Source organism: Escherichia sp. 93.1518, from assembly GCF_013368915.2.
In the GTDB taxonomy this organism is placed as follows: domain Bacteria; phylum Pseudomonadota; class Gammaproteobacteria; order Enterobacterales; family Enterobacteriaceae; genus Escherichia; species Escherichia ruysiae.
In genome coordinates, this window is sequence record NZ_JABWMT020000077.1 from 1 (window position 1) to 1,785 (window position 1,785).

At 53.2% G+C, this 1,785-nt stretch carries 1 rRNA gene; it reads left to right on the top strand.

What is annotated here, in order from left to right:
• A 23S ribosomal RNA gene (locus HEN21_RS22415) occupies positions 1-1,676 on the top strand; the annotation flags it as partial.
• Positions 1,677-1,785 lie beyond the last annotated feature (109 nt).

Genomic DNA, 1,785 nt, shown 5'->3' on the forward strand with positions numbered 1-1,785 from the left:
TGCTGGAGGTATCAGAAGTGCGAATGCTGACATAAGTAACGATAAAGCGGGTGAAAAGCCCGCTCGCCGGAAGACCAAGGGTTCCTGTCCAACGTTAATCGGGGCAGGGTGAGTCGACCCCTAAGGCGAGGCCGAAAGGCGTAGTCGATGGGAAACAGGTTAATATTCCTGTACTTGGTGTTACTGCGAAGGGGGGACGGAGAAGGCTATGTTGGCCGGGCGACGGTTGTCCCGGTTTAAGCGTGTAGGCTGGTTTTCCAGGCAAATCCGGAAAATCAAGGCTGAGGCGTGATGACGAGGCACTACGGTGCTGAAGCAACAAATGCCCTGCTTCCAGGAAAAGCCTCTAAGCATCAGGTAACATCAAATCGTACCCCAAACCGACACAGGTGGTCAGGTAGAGAATACCAAGGCGCTTGAGAGAACTCGGGTGAAGGAACTAGGCAAAATGGTGCCGTAACTTCGGGAGAAGGCACGCTGATATGTAGGTGAAGCGACTTGCTCGTGGAGCTGAAATCAGTCGAAGATACCAGCTGGCTGCAACTGTTTATTAAAAACACAGCACTGTGCAAACACGAAAGTGGACGTATACGGTGTGACGCCTGCCCGGTGCCGGAAGGTTAATTGATGGGGTCAGCCGCAAGGCGAAGCTCTTGATCGAAGCCCCGGTAAACGGCGGCCGTAACTATAACGGTCCTAAGGTAGCGAAATTCCTTGTCGGGTAAGTTCCGACCTGCACGAATGGCGTAATGATGGCCAGGCTGTCTCCACCCGAGACTCAGTGAAATTGAACTCGCTGTGAAGATGCAGTGTACCCGCGGCAAGACGGAAAGACCCCGTGAACCTTTACTATAGCTTGACACTGAACATTGAGCCTTGATGTGTAGGATAGGTGGGAGGCTTTGAAGCGTGGACGCCAGTCTGCGTGGAGCCGACCTTGAAATACCACCCTTTAATGTTTGATGTTCTAACGTGGACCCGTAATCCGGGTTGCGGACAGTGTCTGGTGGGTAGTTTGACTGGGGCGGTCTCCTCCTAAAGAGTAACGGAGGAGCACGAAGGTTGGCTAATCCTGGTCGGACATCAGGAGGTTAGTGCAATGGCATAAGCCAGCTTGACTGCGAGCGTGACGGCGCGAGCAGGTGCGAAAGCAGGTCATAGTGATCCGGTGGTTCTGAATGGAAGGGCCATCGCTCAACGGATAAAAGGTACTCCGGGGATAACAGGCTGATACCGCCCAAGAGTTCATATCGACGGCGGTGTTTGGCACCTCGATGTCGGCTCATCACATCCTGGGGCTGAAGTAGGTCCCAAGGGTATGGCTGTTCGCCATTTAAAGTGGTACGCGAGCTGGGTTTAGAACGTCGTGAGACAGTTCGGTCCCTATCTGCCGTGGGCGCTGGAGAACTGAGGGGGGCTGCTCCTAGTACGAGAGGACCGGAGTGGACGCATCACTGGTGTTCGGGTTGTCATGCCAATGGCACTGCCCGGTAGCTAAATGCGGAAGAGATAAGTGCTGAAAGCATCTAAGCACGAAACTTGCCCCGAGATGAGTTCTCCCTGACTCCTTGAGAGTCCTGAAGGAACGTTGAAGACGACGACGTTGATAGGCCGGGTGTGTAAGCGCAGCGATGCGTTGAGCTAACCGGTACTAATGAACCGTGAGGCTTAACCTTACAACGCCGAAGGTGTTTTGGCGGATTGAGAGAAGATTTTCAGCCTGATACAGATTAAATCGACATGTCAGGATAAGACGTGTTGATAAAACAGAATTTGCCTGGCGGC